Origin of the sequence: Ligilactobacillus cholophilus (genome assembly GCF_030389495.1) — a bacterium.
Classification (GTDB): Bacteria; Bacillota; Bacilli; order Lactobacillales; family Lactobacillaceae; genus Ligilactobacillus; species Ligilactobacillus cholophilus.
Genome location: NZ_CP127832.1, coordinates 676913 through 695206, shown reverse-complemented (window position 1 = coordinate 695206; position 18294 = coordinate 676913). Strand labels below are relative to the sequence as shown.

General features: G+C 31.1%; 17 protein-coding genes and 1 other RNA gene. 15 read left to right on the top strand and 3 right to left on the bottom strand.

Translation table 11 applies throughout. The features are described from left to right. Positions 1-43: 43 nt before the first annotated feature. From QPK35_RS03655 to recU, 3 genes are all read right to left on the bottom strand, one after another. A complete protein-coding gene (locus QPK35_RS03655) occupies positions 44-1144 on the bottom strand; it encodes a baeRF6 domain-containing protein (RefSeq protein WP_290034116.1) in 1101 nt (366 codons plus the stop codon). 122 nt (positions 1145-1266) lie between these two features. Then, the gene (locus tag QPK35_RS03650) at positions 1267-3549 is read right to left on the bottom strand and encodes a transglycosylase domain-containing protein (RefSeq protein WP_290034115.1); all 2283 of its coding nucleotides are present in this window, start codon (positions 3547-3549) and stop codon (positions 1267-1269) included. After that, positions 3530-4168 (bottom strand): Holliday junction resolvase RecU, encoded by a 639-nt coding sequence (recU, locus tag QPK35_RS03645; protein WP_290034114.1) that lies wholly within the window; start codon positions 4166-4168, stop codon positions 3530-3532. The genes QPK35_RS03650 and recU overlap by 20 nt, the downstream gene beginning before the upstream one ends. Before the next feature lie 79 nt (positions 4169-4247). Here recU and QPK35_RS03640 point away from each other — a divergent pair, with 79 nt between their 5' ends. The 15 genes from QPK35_RS03640 to pyrE all read left to right on the top strand — a co-directional run bounded on the left by QPK35_RS03640 (position 4248) and on the right by pyrE (position 18243). Then, positions 4248-4808: an SLOG family protein gene (locus tag QPK35_RS03640; protein ID WP_435302715.1), complete on the top strand. Its 561-nt coding sequence runs from the start codon at positions 4248-4250 to the stop codon at positions 4806-4808. 61 nt (positions 4809-4869) lie between these two features. Then, positions 4870-5211, top strand: a complete 342-nt coding sequence (gene gpsB / locus QPK35_RS03635) for a cell division regulator GpsB (protein ID WP_290034113.1) — start codon at positions 4870-4872, stop codon at positions 5209-5211. A gap of 20 nt (positions 5212-5231) precedes the next feature. Further along, positions 5232-5606: RNase P RNA component class B (rnpB, locus tag QPK35_RS03630), an RNA gene on the top strand. Positions 5607-5715: 109 nt separating this feature from the next. Next, positions 5716-6837 (top strand): THUMP domain-containing class I SAM-dependent RNA methyltransferase, encoded by a 1122-nt coding sequence (locus QPK35_RS03625; protein WP_290034112.1) that lies wholly within the window; start codon positions 5716-5718, stop codon positions 6835-6837. Positions 6838-6858: 21 nt separating this feature from the next. Next, complete coding sequence (locus tag QPK35_RS03620; RefSeq protein ID WP_290034111.1) at positions 6859-7242, top strand: EbsA family protein; 384 nt, start codon at positions 6859-6861, stop codon at positions 7240-7242. Between the two features lie 45 nt (positions 7243-7287). Continuing rightward, positions 7288-7740, top strand: coding sequence for a signal peptidase II (gene lspA / locus QPK35_RS03615; RefSeq protein WP_290034110.1), 453 nt, complete (start codon positions 7288-7290; stop codon positions 7738-7740). After that, positions 7733-8632, top strand: coding sequence for an RluA family pseudouridine synthase (locus tag QPK35_RS03610; protein WP_290034109.1), 900 nt, complete (start codon positions 7733-7735; stop codon positions 8630-8632). The genes lspA and QPK35_RS03610 overlap by 8 nt, the downstream gene beginning before the upstream one ends. A gap of 139 nt (positions 8633-8771) precedes the next feature. After that, on the top strand, positions 8772-9305 hold the full coding sequence (gene pyrR, locus QPK35_RS03605; RefSeq protein WP_290034108.1) for a bifunctional pyr operon transcriptional regulator/uracil phosphoribosyltransferase PyrR: 534 nt from the start codon (positions 8772-8774) through the stop codon (positions 9303-9305). Between the two features lie 146 nt (positions 9306-9451). Continuing rightward, positions 9452-10402: an aspartate carbamoyltransferase catalytic subunit gene (locus QPK35_RS03600; RefSeq protein WP_435302721.1), complete on the top strand. Its 951-nt coding sequence runs from the start codon at positions 9452-9454 to the stop codon at positions 10400-10402. After that, positions 10402-11685, top strand: a complete 1284-nt coding sequence (gene pyrC / locus QPK35_RS03595) for a dihydroorotase (RefSeq protein ID WP_290034106.1) — start codon at positions 10402-10404, stop codon at positions 11683-11685. Before QPK35_RS03600 ends, pyrC begins: the two co-directional genes overlap by 1 nt. 1 nt (position 11686) lies before the next feature. Then, the gene (locus QPK35_RS03590) at positions 11687-12772 is read left to right on the top strand and encodes a carbamoyl phosphate synthase small subunit (RefSeq protein WP_290034105.1); all 1086 of its coding nucleotides are present in this window, start codon (positions 11687-11689) and stop codon (positions 12770-12772) included. After that, positions 12765-15941 carry a carbamoyl-phosphate synthase large subunit gene (carB, locus tag QPK35_RS03585; RefSeq protein WP_290034104.1) on the top strand — a complete coding sequence of 1059 codons (3177 nt, stop codon included), beginning with the start codon at positions 12765-12767 and terminating at the stop codon, positions 15939-15941. The genes QPK35_RS03590 and carB overlap by 8 nt, the downstream gene beginning before the upstream one ends. A gap of 31 nt (positions 15942-15972) precedes the next feature. Continuing rightward, positions 15973-16917 carry a dihydroorotate dehydrogenase gene (locus QPK35_RS03580; protein ID WP_290034103.1) on the top strand — a complete coding sequence of 315 codons (945 nt, stop codon included), beginning with the start codon at positions 15973-15975 and terminating at the stop codon, positions 16915-16917. After that, positions 16907-17623, top strand: coding sequence for an orotidine-5'-phosphate decarboxylase (gene pyrF / locus QPK35_RS03575; protein WP_290034102.1), 717 nt, complete (start codon positions 16907-16909; stop codon positions 17621-17623). The genes QPK35_RS03580 and pyrF overlap by 11 nt, the downstream gene beginning before the upstream one ends. Continuing rightward, complete coding sequence (gene pyrE, locus QPK35_RS03570) at positions 17623-18243, top strand: orotate phosphoribosyltransferase (RefSeq protein ID WP_290034101.1); 621 nt, start codon at positions 17623-17625, stop codon at positions 18241-18243. The genes pyrF and pyrE overlap by 1 nt, the downstream gene beginning before the upstream one ends. Positions 18244-18294 lie beyond the last annotated feature (51 nt).

Below are 18294 nucleotides of genomic sequence, written 5' to 3'. Positions count from 1 at the left end.
ATAAAGGACTATGGATTTTATCCATAGTCCTTTATTTTTATTATTAAATTCCACGTAAGATGCCGACAATTTCTTTATTATTTATAACATTTTGATTAATCATTGTAACTTGTCCGCCATATACTAATGTGTAAATTGCAATTTCATTTTCCTGAATTTGTTTTTCAGACTCGATTTCATTATCAACATCTTGACATGCAATAATTAATTGATCCAGACGTCCTTCAATAGCAGCTTGCTTAATATCTTCTAGATTATCTAAGAATCGCTTTTTTGAATGAGCAATATCAATAGCTTGCTCAATATTTTGTTGTTTTTTATTGATGAAGTCCTCATTTATCTTTTTAGTAACTTTTTCTAATGATTCATGGTTAATAATAGATGGTGTTGTTATTACATATTTCACATTTAAAAATTGATTATGAGAAATTTTCTTGAATTCACCTGCATCTGCATCAGTTGCCATTAATACAACATTTAAATGATCTTTTAAACTAATATGTTTATTTACATATTCATCAACAATGCGGAAGTAGCGTTCCATATTTGACTGCTCTGCTTCAGATTTTACATCATTTCCTCTAAATTGATCGTATGAAGCACCACCACGTTGTTCCATACGAATTTTTTGATCGGGTGTATCAATATCTAATGCTTTTACTGCAGAAGTAGGAGCTTCTTTAGGTAAATTCTTTTTAATTACTAATCCATTTTTAACACTAAACATCTCAAAACCAGACCGGCTTATTTTAAGAATATTATATGTTGGCATAAATTCAATTCCTGAAATAATAGGTAGGATATAAGGGCTTTCACTAACATGTACTTGTAAATCAACTTTACGTGGTAAATAATAATGATATGTTGCTTCTTTACCAATAATGACAGCTAGTGATTTTGACTGTGCATAATCAAAGATTATATCATTTTTAGTATCTTTAATTTTTTTATCGTATTTTTGCCAACCTTTATCCCCAAATTGTTGAGCATACAATTTTTTTGCTTTTAATAACAAACTATTAAATTCAGTATCATCAAAGCGATAATTGCCATTATTTGGATATAAAGGCAAATACATTGAAATAAAAGGTCCCGAAATCTTTTCATTAATTACAATATTCTTTAAATCATTTTTTAATGACATAATGAATAGCCTCCTTTAACTTACAATTTTATTATATAATAAAATTTATAAAGAGGGCATTAATAAGCATTTATATAACAATACACTTATAAAAAAAGAGATGGTATAATACCATCTCTTTTTTAATGACTAGTATTTGTATTTTCTTGTTGCTTGTTTTCTTCGTTCTGTTGTGTATTTTCATTATGTTGTTCACTATTTGATTGAGTGTTTTGTACATTTTGATTTTCTTGTTCACTATTTGCATTTACTGAGCTACTTGTTGCTTCTGAACTTTGAGAAGAACTTTTTACTTCAGAAGAAGATTTTGAAAGTTCAGAAAATACACTCTTATATGAAGAAATAGATTTTTTAGAACTTGAAGAACTATATAATAAACTTGAAGGTGGTTCTGAACCTGATAAGTATAGTTCTCGAACACCATTGATGTATTTAACATAAACATCAGCTGGTTTTGTCCAATCAGTATTTGTTACACCTTGAGACATATATGACATAATTTCTTTATAATATTGTGATGCTAAACTTGCAGTAGACTGAACCATATAATTTCCTGATTCATACTGATGGTCATATCCTAACCAAACTGAAACAGAGTAGTTCTTTGTATACCCGTTAAACCACGAATCCATTATAGCACCAGAAGGGAATTTACTTGCTACATCAGATGGATAAGCATTTGTCCCAGTTTTACCAGCTTGATATAAGCCACTGATATTTGCTTTTGTACCTGTACCTTTTGAGGATGTAATAACTTGTTTAAGCATATCAGTAATCATATATGCAGTAGATGTTTTCATTGCACGTTTACCATGACTAGAGAATTCTTTGACAGTTCCATCTGGCGTTTCAATTGCATTGATATATTGTGGCTTGTAGTAAATTCCGCCATTTGCAAAAGCAGCATATGCAGCAGCATTTTGTAAAGTTGAAGATGGAATTCCAATCCCATTTTGATAATTTAATTTATTTTTAAAACTAAATCCAAGTCCCTTTAAGAAAGTAGTTGCTTTATCAATTCCAACGCTAGATAAGGCATGAATTGCAGGAATATTACGTGATTCGATCAAAGCTTCACGCATTGTCATATTACCTTCGTATTTATGATCAAAGTCATAAAGTTGTATATCAGTGCCTGGATAAGTATATGGTTCATCTTCGAGTAAATGATACGTTGCCCAACTATTATATTCAATTGCAGGAGCGTAATCCATTAATGGCTTAGCAGTGGAGCCGTCAGTACGATCTGTTTGAACTGCTCGGTTTAATCCAAAAGTTACATCGCTATTTTTACGACCACCAATCATTGCAACAACTTTACCATTATTTGGATCAACTACGGTTGAAGCAATTTGAATTTCATCATTTGGAAAAGTTATGTAATCATTAGTATTAGCTACTTCATACATTCTCTTTTGGATATCCATATCCAAATTAGTATAGATTTTTAAACTTTGAGAATATGGTTTATATCCCTTCTTTTCTGCAGCAGTAATAACCTCTTTAATATATGAATCGGCTATTTTGGTGTTTTCACTATATTGTTCAGTATTAGAATGTTTTGGTAATAATCCATCATTAATATCTTTAGATTTAGCATCACGTAATTCTGCAGCAGATATTTTTTTATTTTCATACATTGCTTGTAAAACTTCATTACGACGTTTTAATGCTAGATCAGGATTAGCATATGGATTATAAGAAGAAGGGGCATTTGGTATTCCAGCAATTAAAGCTGTTTGTGCTAGATTAAGTTTATTTAATGATTTTCCATAATAAAATTTAGCAGCAGTTTCCATCCCATAATTTCCATTTCCCATAAACACTTTATTAATATAGAATGTTAAAATCTGATCTTTGGAATAGTGTTTATCTAATTGAATGGCAAGCCATGCTTCTTGAGCTTTTCGCTTTAAAGTTTGATCAGATTTTGCAGTTGAGAAATATGACAATTTAATTAACTGTTGATCAATTGTACTTCCTCCTTGCAAACCAGAACCAGGAGCCAAATTATTTAAAAATGCACCTAAAATACGCTTAAAGTCGATACCATTTTGTTCATAGAAACGACGGTCCTCAATTGATACAATTGCATCTTTTAATTGTTTTGGTACTTTATTAGCAGAAATAGAAATTCGATTATCAGATCCAAGTGAGGTTATTTTTTTATTATTTGCGTCGTAAATAACAGTTGAACCAGGACTAGATAATTTACTTTCACTTAATTTAGGAGCACTTTGTACATAATAAAAGAATAGGGTAGCACCTAAAGCAATACCTATTATTAAGGTTACAAATATAATCAAAAAAATCCGTTTAATTATTTGCGATGGGGATTTTTTGCTCGCTCTTTGTTCTGATTGACGACGAGCAACCCTTGAATATTTAGGATCTTGTTCCTTCATTTTCTTCTCCTTCAATTTGTTTAATTAATAAATCTACATATTTAAGATATGGAATTCGTGGTTGTAAAGAGTAATTGATTTTAAAACTGTTTTTTTGAATTTCTGATTTGGGAATTGACTTGCGTTCATTTTGTTGGTTATCCCAATATTTAAAGAGTAAATTGCAAGGCATCAGAAATAATTCATCAGTTAAAACAAAACGAACTATGGTAAAACAAATTCCTTTCTGCTTTAAACATGCTTTCATATGTTTAATTTGATGTGCATGAAAATTACTTAAAGGAAAAGAGGTTTTATTTTTAGTTTCTTTTGCTTCAAAATCTAAATAATATCCGCGATAAATACCATTATAATCTGTTGTTGATGGAGTCTTAAAATAAGCTTTTTTGATTACAGCAGCACTTCGCTTGGGATAATCAACATCAACAATTTGGATAGGAATTGGTTTCTTATGTATTACTGCAATTTCATTTTCCAAATAATAAGCATTACTATCGTTAATTTCTTGTTCTAAAGACATTCCGCGATTTCCATAGATGATTTTTGATTTATGTTTTTCATGAAATATGTTACTCTTCTTTTGTGAGTAAGGTTTCCCATTTGGATAATTGAATGTCATCTAAAACCACGCTCCTATCCCGGTATTTTACCATTTATCGAAATTTAAGGCAAAGAAACTTTAAATAGTGAGGTTAATTATGAGATTATGGGTAAGTGGATATCGTAACTATGAACTAGGAATTTTTAGTAATAATGACCCTAAAGTAACAGTTATTAAATATTTATTAAAAAAACATTTTGAAAGCAAATTTAACGAAGGATTAGAGTGGATAATTTCAAGTGGGCAATTAGGAATTGAACAATTAGCAATAGAAGTTGCGCTTGAAATGAAAGCAGATTATCCTGAATTAAAAACATCAATAATGTATCCTTTTAATGAGTTTGGAAACAGATGGAATGAAACAAATCAGGCAAAGTTACATGAACTAGAAGAAAAGGTTGATTTTTGTGCAAGTGTTAGCAATAGTCCATATGAATCAGTACAACAATTAAAAAATTTTCAAAAATTTATGTTAACACATACTGATCAAGCCACATTAATCTATGATCCAGAATATCCTGGAAAGTCTAAATTTGATTTCGTAGCAATAAAAAATTATAGTTATAATCATAGGTACAAATTTAACTTATTTAATATGGATGATTTGCAATCAGCCGCGAATGAATTTCAAGAAAAAAATAATTGGCAAAATGATTGAAATCTGATATAATAACTCATGTTATGAGTTAAGTACCTATTCGGAGATGAGGTGTAATTTTATGGAAAATGTCAATCTTACGCCTAAAGAAATCGTAAATAAACATTTTAAACCTAAAATGCGAGGATATGATCCTGCAGATGTTGATGAATTTTTAGATAAAGTTATTCAAGACTATGAAACTTTTACTAAAGAAAATCAACGGTTACAAATGGAAAACGATCGTCTTGTAAGTAAGGTCGATGAACTTACAAAACAGGTTGCAGTAGGTAAATCTGGACAAACTGCAAGACCTACTTCAAACATGACCAATATGGACATTTTGAAACGTCTTTCTAATTTGGAACGACGGGTTTTTGGTGCTCAACTTAACAGTGATGACGACCAAAGTAATCGGTTTTAATTAAATAATTATTTTGTGTAGTGTTCGGGTAATCGCGGGTTGCATTTGCAGCCTGAGGAAAGTCCAAGCTTGCACAGGCTGAGATGCCTGTAGTGATCGTGCTTGCTGAAAAAATAAGGCAAGGTATCTAGTGTATTCTAGGTAACGGCAGACAAAAGGGCTAAAGCATTATGCCATGTCTGAGTAGTCTTGAAAAGTGCCACAGTGACGAAGTAATAATGGAAACATTATTAGTGGAACGCGGTAAACCCCTCGAGCAGGTAACCCAAATTTTGGTAGGGGCGCTTCATGACGGAAATGAACTAATCATGGGGGCGAGTTTTTAACTCGGAGATAGATGATTACCACTGATTCCAATTCCTGGTTGGATGACGTACGGAACGTGGCTTATAGAGCACTGCATATAACAGGTTAAGAGGCTGTGGCTTAAGTCATAGTCTCTTTTTAATTTTATATACTAATTTAGAGATTAATCTGAAATAAATTTTGTGAGGATGAAATTTTATGAAATTAATTGCTACTTGTGCTGCTGGCATAGAAAGCGTATTAGGAAATGAAATGAAACATCTTGGATATTCAGCCAATGTAGAAAACGGAAGAGTTTGTTTTGATGGTGACTTTGATGATGTGATTTTTACAAATTTGTGGTTAAGAACTGCTGATAGAATTAAAATTGTATTGTCGCAATTTACTGCTAAAACATTTGAAGAACTTTTTGAAAATGTTAAGGAAATTCATTGGGAAGATTGGCTTGCTTTAGATTCCGCTTTTCCAGTTAATGCTAAAAGTCAAAAATCTCAACTTCATAATGTTCCAAGTATTCAATCTATTGCTAAAAAAGCTATTGTTGAAAAAATGAATCAAACATATCATAGGCGAACAAAATTTCCTGAAACTGGCAGTGTATATCCAATTGAAGTAATTATTAATAAAAATAAAGTAATGGTTACATTAGACACAAGTGGCTCTAGTCTTTTTAAAAGAGGATATCGATTAGATAAAGGAGGGGCTCCACTAAAAGAAAATATGGGAGCAGCACTTGTGTTACTTTCACATTGGTATCCAGAGTTACCATTTGTAGATCCAACATGTGGTTCTGGAACTATTCCGATCGAAGCAGCAATGATAGGGAAAGATATTGCCCCAGGACTAAAAAGAAAATTCGCATTTGAAAATTGGCAACAAGTTTCTTGCCAAAAAATTAAATGTCAAAGAGAAAAAGCTAAAAGTAAGATAAAAAGTGATATTGAACTGGATATTTCAGGATACGATATTGATGGTAGAATGATTAATATTTCAACTGTGAATGCAAAAGCAGCAGGTGTGTTAGATAATATTAAGTTTAAACAAATGGCACTTAAAGATTTCCATACTGAAAAAGTAAATGGAATAATAGTATCAAATCCCCCATATGGTAAACGATTAAGTGATCGTGAATCGGTTCATAAAATTTATAATCAAATGGGAGAAATATATCGTCCATTAACAAGTTGGAGCAAATATATCTTAACTAGCGATCTACAGTTTGAAAAATATTATGGTCAAATTGCCTCAAAAAAGCGTAAATTATATAATGGTTCTTTAAGAACTGACTTATTCCAATATTGGGGTAAAAAAATTAGATAAATTTAAATGAGGAGTTATAAAATGAATGAAAATAAAAAATATTTTTGTCAACCAGATATACCTACATCAATCACGTGTTGGTCATTTACATGGATGATATTTTTAACTAGTATGCTCCTATGGCTTGAAATTACGGTATTTCAAATTTGGACTTTAATTATATTAATTTTATTTATTTTAGTTGCTTTTATACAAATAAGAGGCAGATATTTAACAATATCAGAAGATGAAATTAATTATCATGCTTTAATTTTATATAATAATATTGTAATTAAGAAATCTGCAATCAAAACAATTTCAACAAACAAATGGGGACTTATAAAAATCGAAACAGCGTCGAATGTTTATGAATTTCTAACTTTACCTAAAATAGCAAATAAATTAACAACTGCATTAAGTAAATAATATTTTGTATTATAAAATTGCATTTTAAGGGCTTGGAGGCATTCAATGTCATTTTTAGGATATATTTTTATTAGTTTTATTATTTTAGTAATTGATCAAATAGTTAAATGGCAAATTGTAATTCATATACCATTAAATACTACAATTTCATTTATTCCACATATTTTATCATTAAGCAATGTACGTAATACAGGAGCGGCGTGGAGCATTTTTGCTGGACAACAATTATTATTTTTTATCATTTCAATAATTGCATTGATCGTAATGGTTGTTCTACTAAAAAGAAATAATCATGATAAATTATTTGCATTAGCATTAGCTTTTATGATTGGTGGTACATTAGGAAACTTTTTAGATAGGTTGAGATTAGGTTATGTTATAGATATGTTTACATTAGATTTTATTAATTTTCCGATTTTTAATATCGCTGACTGTGCATTAACAATTGGAGTTGTTTTACTAATTATTGCTTTATTTAAAGGTGAAGATGATGTATGAATTTGAAATTTTAGATGAAAAAGGAAGATTAGATAAAGTCTTAGCTATACTTTTACCGGAGATTTCTAGATCCCAAATTAAAAATTTAATTGAAAATGGTAATGTAACAGTAAATAACAAAAGTGAAAAACCGAAGTATAAGGTTAAATCTGGAGACCAAATCAAACTAATAAAACCTAAAACTAAAAAAATAGATTTGGAACCAGAAAATATTGATCTTGATATTGTCTATGAAGATAACGATGTAATTGTAGTAAATAAACCACAAGGAATGGTTGTTCATCCTGCACCAGGACATGAAAAACATACATTAGTCAATGCGCTACTTTATCATTCTCCGCTATCAACAATCAATGGTACTTTTCGACCAGGAATAGTACATAGAATTGATAAAGATACTTCTGGATTATTAATGGTTGCTAAAAATGATGTGGCACATCAAAGTTTGGCAAAACAATTAAAAGAGAAAACTAATAAACGAGAGTATATTGCATTAGTTTATGGAAACATAAAAGAAGATAAGGGGACAATTGATGCACCAATAGGTAGGAACCCTCAAGACAGGAAAAAACAAGCAGTTGTGAAAAATGGTAGAAGGGCAGTCACACATTTTGAAGTATTAAAACGATATCAAAACTTTACTTTAGTAAAATGTATTTTAGAAACAGGAAGAACGCATCAAATACGCGTTCATATGAAATATATTGGTCATCCATTAGTTGGTGATCCATTATATGGTCCTAAAAAAGTTATTGGTAATACAGGACAATATTTACATGCTGCTGTATTAGGATTTAAGCATCCTACAACTGGCAAAGAACTATTATTTTCAGCCGATTTGCCACAAAATTTTCAAAAAATGTTAAGAAAGCTTGACAATTTAAACAAATAAAGGTAAATTAAAAGAAATAGAAAAAGACCTTTAAAACTAGTCCCGTGAGGCTAACAAGGTAAGCAGAGTGATTACTGGCTTAGTCTATGCGAAATCAGTTTTGTATATGGCTAAGTCTTTTTTGTTAGGAGGAATAATTTTGTCAAAAGAAATCTACGATTCAATGGCTGTTAAGCGTGCACTAACACGTATGACATATGAAATTATCGAACGTAATAAGGGAATTGATAACTTAGTTTTAGTTGGCATTAAAACACGTGGTGTGTACTTAGCTCAACGTATTGCTAAACGTTTAGAGCAACTGGAAGGTGCTAAAATTCCTGTTGGAGAGTTAGACATTTCAATGTATCGTGATGATCGTGAACATAAAGAAGATCCAGTTGTAAGAGACTCTCAACTTTCATTTGATATTACTGGAAAACATGTAATATTAGTTGATGATGTTTTATATACTGGTCGGACTATTCGTGCCGCTTTAGATGCATTAATGGATCAAGGAAGACCTAAAAAAATAAATTTAGCAGTTTTAGTTGATCGTGGACACCGTGAATTACCAATACGAGCAGACTTTGTCGGAAAAAATATTCCAACTGCTTTGAATGAGCAAGTATCAGTTTTTGTTGAAGAAATTGATGGCAAAGATGGAATTGATCTTATAAAAGAAAATGACTGATTTTTAAATAGTAACCATTTAATTGACTCCAGAGAGGGCAAAACGGTTGGTATTTCTGTTGTGATACACAAAAATGACAAGCCATATTAACAAAGCCTATCTGGATTCAGATAGGCTATTTTTTATAAAAAAAATGAGGTGAATTGATTATGAAGAATGTAGCATTAAAGAATTTTGTAACTGTTGAAGATTTAACAAATGATCAAGTATTAAGTTTGATTGAACATGCAGAAAAATTTAAAGATAATACATATCAATTAGAGTTAACAGAACCTGTATATGCATCAAATCTTTTTTTTGAAAGTTCAACACGTACACATACAAGTTTTGAAATGGCAGAAAAGAAATTAGGAATTCAAGTAATTTCATTTGATCCAGAACATTCATCAATTAATAAGGGTGAAACTTTGTATGATACTTTATTAACTTTAAATGCTTTAGGGGTAAATATGTGTGTCATTCGTCATTCTCAAAATGAATATTACAAATCTTTAATTTCATTAAATGAAGATCAACATTTAGAAATGCCAATTTTAAACGGTGGTGATGGAAGTGGACAACATCCTTCACAATGTATGTTAGATTTAATGACAATTTATGAAGAATTTGGACATTTTAAAGATTTAAAAATTGCGATTGCAGGGGATATCACCAGTTCTAGAGTAGCCCGTAGCAATATGGAACTTCTTCATCAACTAGGCGCAAAACTTTATTTTGCAGGCCCAGAATATTGGTATGATCAAAAATTTGAAAAATACGGTGAAAGATGTGAACTAGATGATGTAATTGATCAACTTGATGCGGTTATGTTATTGCGTGTTCAACATGAAAGACATGCAGGCGACAATAATGAAAATGATTTTTCAGCTGTAAATTATCATGAGAAATATGGTTTAACTAATAAACGTTACCAACAAATGAAGAAGGAAGCAATTATCATGCATCCAGGACCAATTAATCGTGATGTTGAATTATCTTCAAATTTAGTTGAAGCTGAGAGATCAAGATTTTTCAATCAAATGCAAAATGGTGTTTATATGAGAATGGCAATGATAGAGGCAGTTTTAAGAGGAAATAAATTAGGAGGATTAAAATAATGCAAATTTTATTACAAAATGGACATGTATATCAAAATGAGGCTTTTGTTAATGCAGATGTTTTAATAAAAGATAATAAAATTGCTGCAATAGGTAAAATAAAACCAAGTAGTGAAATGAAAGTTATTGACATTACTGGAAAAATTGTAACACCAGGATTAGTTGATGTACATGTGCATTATAGAGATCCAGGTCAAACATATAAAGAAAATGTTCATAGTGGAAGTTTGGCTGCTGCACATGGTGGCTTTACTACAGTTTGTGCTATGGCAAATGTTGAACCGGTTCCTAATGGATTAAATGAAATTAAAAGTATGATTGAACATAATAGAAAAGAAAGTATAGTACATATTTTTCAATATGCCCCAATTACTGAAGATTTAACTTCAGATAAATTAATTGATTATCAAGCAATGAAAAATGCAGGAGTTTGTGGCTTCAGTAATGATGGACATGGTGTACAAAAAGGTGGAACAATGTTTCAAGCAATGAAGCACATTCAAAAAACTGGATTACCATTAGCAGAGCATATTGAAGATGATTCCTTGAAATTCGATGGAGTTATGAACGCAGGGGAAAATGCGGAGAAATTGGGATTATCAGGAATTTTAAGTGAATGTGAATCAGCTCAATTAGCACGAGATTTAGTATTGGCAGCTAGAACTAAAGTTCATTATCATGCTTGTCATGTATCTACAAAAGAAAGCGTAGAATTAATTAGACTAGCTAAGCAACATGGTGTAAATGTAACATGTGAGGTTGCACCTCATCATTTATTATTAACGGATGACATGATTACTAAAGATGATGCATATTTTAAAATGAATCCTCCATTAAGAACTAAGGAAGACCAAGCTGCATTAATTGAAGGATTACTTGATGGAACAATAGATATGATTGCTACAGATCATGCACCTCATTCCAAAGAAGAAAAACAGCATGGATTTAAAAATGCATGTTTTGGAATTACCGGAAGCGAAACTGCATTTGCAAGTTTATATACAAAATTTGTTAAAAATAATGTGTTTACATTAACACAACTAGTAAATTGGATGGCAATTAAGCCAGCTAGTCTATTTAATTTAAAGGATGCAGGGATGCTTAGAATTTCTGATCAAGCAGATATTGCAGTTTTTGATTTAAATCATCCATTTGAATTAAATGAAAATGATTTCTTATCAAAGGGTAAGAATACGCCTTTTGTAAATACAAAATTATTTGGTAAAACTGTTTTAACGTTTGTAAGTGGCAAAATAGCATATTCTGAAGAAGGAGTTAAATAATTTGAAGAGGTATTTAGTTTTAGAAGACGGAAGTGTTTTTGAAGGAGAAGCATTTGGATCAAAACAAATTGCAACTGGAGAAGTAGTTTTTTCTACAGGAATGACAGGATATCAAGAAGCAATTACAGATCAATCATATGCAAATCAAATATTAGTATTTACTAACCCATTAATTGGAAATTATGGTGTTAACTTAGATGATTATGAATCTTTGCAACCAAAATGTCGTGGTGTAGTTTGTCGTGAAGTTGCAAGATATTCCAATAGTTGGCGTAAGCAAGATACACTGGATCATTTCTTAACACAAAATTCAATTCCTGGTATTAGTGGAATCGATACTAGAAAATTAACTAAAATAATTCGAAATCACGGGACAATGAAAGGTTGTTTAGTAAACTCTATTGAAGACAAAAATCATACAATTGAGCAGTTAAAAGCAACGGTATTGACAGATCAATTAGTAGATCAAGTATCAACTAAACAGCCATATCCAAACCCAGGCACTAAAAGAAATATTGTTGTTGTGGATTTTGGAGCAAAACATAGCATTTTAAGAGAATTAAGTCAAAGAGACTGCAATACCATTGTTATGCCATATACTGTGAAAGCAGAAGAAATTTTACGTTTACATCCAGATGTAGTATTACTATCAAATGGACCTGGTGATCCTAAGAGTCTTCCAAATGCTATTACAATGATTCAAAATTTGATGGGTAAATTACCTATTATGGGTGTTTGTTTAGGGCATCAATTAATGTGTTTAGCAAATGGAGCTGATACATTTAAGATGAAATTTGGTCATAGAGGATTTAATCATCCAGTTCAAGAAATTGCAACAGGAGAAATTGCATTTACTTCACAAAATCATGGATATGCAGTAGATCCAAATTCATTAAAGAATACAGATTTAATGCCAACTCATATTGAAATAAATGACCATACAATTGAAGGCGTTAGACATCGCAAATATCCCGCATTTTCTGTGCAATTTCATCCAGATGCCGCTCCTGGACCTCATGATGTGGTAAGTTTATATGATGATTTTATGCGAATGGTTGATTTAAGAAAGGATGAAAATCGTGACTAAAAAAACAGATATTCACAAGATTATGGTTTTAGGTTCTGGCCCTATTATTATTGGTCAGGCAGCTGAATTTGACTACTCGGGTACACAAGCATGTTTATCTCTTAAAGAAGAAGGATATGAAGTTGTACTTGTTAATTCTAATCCAGCAACTATTATGACTGATGAAGAAATTGCAGATAAGGTATATCTTGAACCTTTAACCGTTGAATCAGTCGAAAGAATTATTCGACAAGAATATCCAGATGCATTGCTTCCAACTTTAGGTGGACAAATTGGTCTTAACTTAGCTGTTGAATTAAATAAAAAAGGTATTTTAGATGAATTCAATATTGAATTACTTGGAACAAATTTAAAAGCAATTGATGAAGCAGAAGATCGTGAAAAATTTAAAAAATTAATGGAAGATCTTAACGAACCAATACCACCTTCAAAGACAGTTAATACAGTTGAAGAGGCATTGTCTTTCGCAAAAGAAATTGGTTATCCTGTAATTGTTCGACCAGCATTTACAATGGGTGGAACTGGTGGAGGTATGTGTGATAATCCAGAACAATTAGAAAAAATTGCAAGTAATGGATTGGATTTATCTCCAGTTTCTCAATGTTTGATTGAAAAATCTATTGCTGGATTTAAAGAAATTGAGTTTGAAGTCATGCGTGATAAAAATAATAATGCAATGGTTGTATGTTCAATGGAAAATGTTGATCCAGTTGGAACACATACAGGAGATTCAATTGTTGTTTCTCCAACTCAGACATTATCTGATCGTGAATATCAAATGTTACGTGATTGTTCACTAAAATTAATCAGAGCATTAAAAATCGAAGGCGGATGTAATGTTCAATTAGCATTGAGTCCAAATAGTTATCAATATTATGTAATTGAAGTAAATCCTCGTGTTTCACGCTCATCTGCACTTGCATCTAAAGCTACTGGTTATCCAATTGCAAAATTAGCTGCTAAGATTGCTGTGGGATTGACACTTGATGAAATTAAAAATCCTGTTACAAAAACAACTTTTGCTGAATTTGAACCTGCATTAGATTATGTTGTAACTAAAATTCCTCGCTTCCCATTTGATAAATTTAGAGATGCAAATCGTAATTTAGGAAGTCAAATGAAAGCAACTGGTGAAGTAATGGCAATTGGACGTAATTTAGAAGAATCAATCCAAAAAGCTGTACATTCACTAGAAATTGACCAAACTGATTTGTTAGATTTCGATGATAGTTCAATCAGCGATGAAGAAGTGGAAAATCATCTTGTCAATATTCAAGATGATCGGATCTTCTATTTAGCTGAAGCATTTAGAAGAGGTTACTCTATTGAAGAAATTCATGAATTGACTCAAATTGATGGATATTTCCTAAGTATTATTCAGCATATTGTAGAGATTGAGAAAGATTTATTGAATAATTGCAAAAATGTTGAAAGCTTAAAGGATGCAAAAGAATATGGTTTTAGTGATTATACAATTGCGCGTCTTTGGAAAATGAAAGAATCTGAAGTACGAAAATTTAGAATTAAAAACCATATTGTCCCAGTTTACAAAATGGTAGATACATGTGCAGCAGAATTTGAATCACAAACACCATATTTTTATAGCACATATGAAGAAGAAAATGAAAGTATTAGAACTTCAAAAAAATCAGTTTTAGTAATAGGATCAGGTCCTATTAGAATCGGGCAAGGTGTTGAATTTGATTATGCAACCGTACACTGTGTAAAAGCCTTACAAAAAATGGGATACGAAGCATTAGTAATGAACTCTAATCCAGAAACTGTTTCTACGGATTACTCAATTTCAGATAAATTATACTTTGAACCTCTAACAATTGAAGATGTATTAAATGTAATTGATTTGGAAAAACCAGAAGGCGTTATTTTACAATTTGGTGGGCAAACTGCAATTAATTTAGCAGAGAAATTAAGTAATAATGGCGTCAAAGTCTTAGGAACAACTGTAGAAGATTTAAATCGAGCTGAAGACCGTGAATTATTTGATAAAGCAATTCAAAAATTAGATTTGAAACAACCAGAAGGTAGAACGGCAACGACTAATGATGAAGTTAAGTCAATTGCAAAGAAAATTGGTTATCCTGTTTTAGTACGTCCAAGTTACGTATTAGGTGGACGAGCAATGGAAATAATTTATTCTGAAAATGAATTAGATACATACTTAAAAGAACATCAAGTAGCTAATCAGTCTCATCCAATTTTAGTTGATGCATATTTAACAGGAAAAGAATGTGAAGTTGATGCAATTTGTGATGGAAAAGATGTTTTAATCCCTGGAATTATGGAACATATTGAACAAGCAGGTATTCATTCTGGTGATTCAATGGCTGTATATCCTCCACAATCATTTTCATTTGAAATTCAACAATCAATTGTTGAAATTACAGAAAAACTTTCACTGGAATTAAATTGTATTGGAATGATGAATATCCAATTTATTATTCATAATGATCAAGTTTATGTTTTAGAAGTCAATCCACGTGCAAGCCGTACTGTTCCATTTTTGAGTAAAATTACAAATATTCCAATGACTCAAGTAGCAACAAAAGTTATGTTGGGTGAATCTCTTAAAGATCAAGGATATATTAGTGGATTAGCACCGATTAAAGAGAATGTTTATGTGAAAGCACCTGTATTTTCATTTAATAAGTTGACAGATGTAGATAGTTTACTTGGACCTGAAATGAAATCAACTGGTGAAGTAATGGGACAAGATAGAACATTTGAAAAAGCATTGTATAAAGCATTTGAAGCTGCAAATATGAAATTACCACTTAATGGAAAAGTATTATTTACAATTGATGATCATGATAAAAAAGATGCTTTACTCTTAGCTAAAAGATTTGAAAAAATTGGATATCAAATAATCGCAACTTCAGGTACCGCTAAATACTTTGAAGAAAATAAAATTCATGTTACTAAAGTAAATAAAATTCATGAAGATCATCCAAACTTGATTGATAAAATTCAAAATCAAGATATTAATTTAGTAATTAATACTATGGGGCATGATATTGAACACAACTCAGATGGATTTATAATTCGCCAAAGTGCAATTCAACATAATATTCCATTAGTTACTGCTTTATCTACAGCAGATGCATTGTTAAAATCAATTGAAAATCGCGCTTTAAGTACAAGTGCATTATAGATAAAATAATTTTCATCAAGGAGGAATTTTAATGAATAACCGATTAGCAATTAAAATACCAGGACTTTCAATGAAAAATCCATTGATGCCAGCGAGTGGGACCTTTGGATTTGGCGATGTGGCTTTAGCAGAAAAATTTGATTTAAATAAGTTAGGGGCATTAGTAATTAAAACTACAACTCTTAATGAAAAAATAGGAAATCCAGATCCAAAAATTGCTGTTTTAGCAAATGGAGTTTTAAATTCTGTAGGGTTAAAAAATCCTGGTGTTGATGTTGTGATTAGTGAAAAAATTCCTGCTTTACGTGAGAAATATCCTGATTTACCAATTATGGGAAGTATTGGTGGAACAACTATTGATGATTATGTGGAAGTTGCTGATAAATTGGCATCAACAGGTCAACTAGATGCATTAGAATTAAATATTTCTTGTCCTAATGTCAGACAGGGAGGTATGGCATTTGGTACAAATTCAGAAATTGCTAAGCAAATTACAAAAGCAGTTAAACAAGTAACTGGTCAAATTCCAGTATATGTTAAGCTTTCTCCAAATGTTACAGATATAGTAGAAATTGCTAAAGCAGTTGAAAATGGTGGCGCAGATGGAATTTCGATGATTAATACAATTTTAGGAATGCATATAGATGTTAAAACGCGTAAGCCAGTTATTGGTAATAAAATGGGAGGATTTTCTGGTAGTTCAATTAAACCAATTGCTGTTAGAATGATTTACCAAGTTGCACATGCTGTTAATATTCCTATTATTGGAATGGGTGGTGTTGAAACCGTTGATGATGTTATTGAAATGTATTTAGCAGGGGCATCTGCAGTGGCAGTTGGATCAGCACATTTTAATGATGCTGAGATTATCCCTCATCTTGCTGAAAATTTAATTGCAAGAATGGACGAATTAAATATTGATAGCTTAGAAAGTTTGAGAAAGCAAGTTAAAAAGGAGTTTAATGATGAAAATTAATGAACCAATAATTGCATTAGATTTTCCAAATAAAGAAGATACATTTGCATTTTTAAATAAATTTCCTACAGACCAACATTTATTTGTAAAAGTTGGCATGGAATTATTTTTTAGTGAAGGGCAAGATTTAATTCGAAAATTAAAAGATAGAGGATATTCTATCTTTTTAGACTTAAAATGCCATGATATTCCTCATACAGTAGAAAAAGCAATGACAGTCATTGGCAAACTTGATGTTGATTTAACAACAATACATGCGGCTGGTGGGTCAGAAATGATGAAAGCTGCAAAAGAAGGGATTTTAAATGGATGTAGCACTAATAACCCTACAAAAATTTTAGCAGTGACACAATTAACTTCAATTACACCTAAGATGTTAAAGAATGAACAATTAGTTGATGTTCCATTAGAAAAGAGTGTAATAAATTATGCAAAATTAGCACAAAATAATGGTATTGATGGTGTTGTTTGTTCTGGAAATGAAGCAAATTTAATTTATAAAAATTGTGGAGAGGACTTTTTAAAAATAACTCCTGGGATTCGTTTGCTTGGAGAAGATGTAGGTGATCAAAAACGCGTTATGACACCACAGAAAGCAGCTGAACAACATTCAAATGGATTGGTTGTTGGACGGTCAATTACTCAAGCTTCAAATGTGATTGAAGCTTATAAAACAGTAAAGAAACAATGGTTGGAGGGAAAATAATGAAAAAAATTGCAAAAGATTTATTAAAAATAGAAGCTGTAAAATTATCGCCTGAAAATCCATTTACTTGGGCAAGTGGAATTAAAAGTCCAATATATTGTGATAACCGATTAACTATTAGTTATCCAGAAATTAGAAAACAAATTGCAGATGGTTTAGCAAAAAAAATTATTGAAAAATTTCCAGATGTAGAGGTTATTGGTGGAGTTGCAACCGCTGGAATACCACATGCTACATTGGTTGCTGAAAAGTTAGGTCTACCATTGATTTATGTTCGTTCTAAGCCAAAAGATCATGGTCGAGGAAAACAAATTGAAGGTGTATTAAAACCTGGAGCAAAAACTGTTTTAATAGATGATTTGCTTTCTACTGGAGGTAGTGTATTAAAAGCAGTTGATGCTGCAAAAGGTGAGGGAGCAGATGTTATTGGTGTAGGAGCTATTTTTAGTTATGAATTACCTGCTGTATATCAAAACTTTGAAAAGAAGAATTTAGAATTCTTAACATTAACTAATTATTCGGAATTAATAGATCAGGCACTAGATATGAATTATATTACAGATTCTCAAGTAGAGATATTAAAAAAATGGCGTGAAGAACCTGAAGATTGGATTAATTAAATTTTTCTAAACTTTACCATTGTTTGACATATTGCTATAATTATTTTGTTT